The following is a 974-nucleotide window of genomic DNA, read 5'->3' as shown; positions in this document are numbered from 1 at the left end:
GCCGTCCAGCGCGCCCGCTACATGACGCTTGAAAGCGTCGCCAGCGTCAGCGACGATCCAATCGTCAGTCTCGCCCACGTCGAAGGCTGACCCCGGCCCCGCCGGAGATCACGCTGGCCATCGGCCAGCTACACCACTCCAAGGGACACGATCCGAGACGGCGCTCGATCGGCCGGTTCCTCGAACCGATGGCGGAACCAGCCTCATCCCTGTTCGGACCAATGCACGATGGATGCGGCGCATGCCATTGATCGAGATCCGACCGCTGGCGGACTTCATCACAGTGCTCGGCCATCGTGCCGCAGGTCAGACGCCGCATACATGGCCGCGACCGACCACATGCCAGAGCCAAACAACGCCCTTGCCCCGCGGGAGCCGTCCATACATAGTTCGAGCCCAATGGCAAAGGTCTGGAACTACAAGCGGGTTCATAGGCTCTAGGGTCAGGATCCATTGATCTGCTTGAGGGCGTCCGGACTGTGTGATTGATGCACCCGAACCGACGGGGTGGTGATAAGCAACTTGCTCTGGCTGACAGACGAACAGATAGCGCGGCTTCGCCCGTTCTTTCCCAAGAGCCATGGTCGGCCACGGGCCGATGACCAGCGCGTTCTGAGCGGCATAATCTTCATCAATCGCAATGGCTTGCGGTGGTGTGACGCCCCATCCGAGTATGGGCCGCCCAAAACGCTCTCCAACCGCTGGGTCCGGTGGAGCCGGATGGGGGTCTTTGCCCGGATCATGGAGAGCCTGGCCTCCGAAGGCAGCGCGGAAAAGGTCGTGATGATCGACGCGACATACCTGAAAGCGCACCGCACGGCTTCGAGCCTGCGGGTGAGTGAGGCGGATCCGAAATCGGTCCACTGGGGGCTATTGAAAAAGCACCATGCCTCTGATTCACTTTCCGTATCGGCGGATGGGAGGCTGCGATGCTGGGTCGGAAGGAGCGCGGGCAACTGGAGCTTTTCATCACC

General features: G+C 61.8%; 1 protein-coding gene. It reads left to right on the top strand.

Annotated features, from left to right (window positions below; genetic code table 11):
- Positions 1-513 precede the first annotated feature (513 nt).
- The coding region (locus tag KY389_RS15010; RefSeq protein ID WP_343222975.1) for a transposase at positions 514-974 on the top strand (461 nt) is incomplete at its 3' end.

It is taken from the genome of Paracoccus bogoriensis (assembly GCF_019431455.1).
GTDB lineage: Bacteria > Pseudomonadota > Alphaproteobacteria > Rhodobacterales > Rhodobacteraceae > Paracoccus > Paracoccus bogoriensis.
This window is presented reverse-complemented; position numbering and strand designations above follow the sequence as displayed.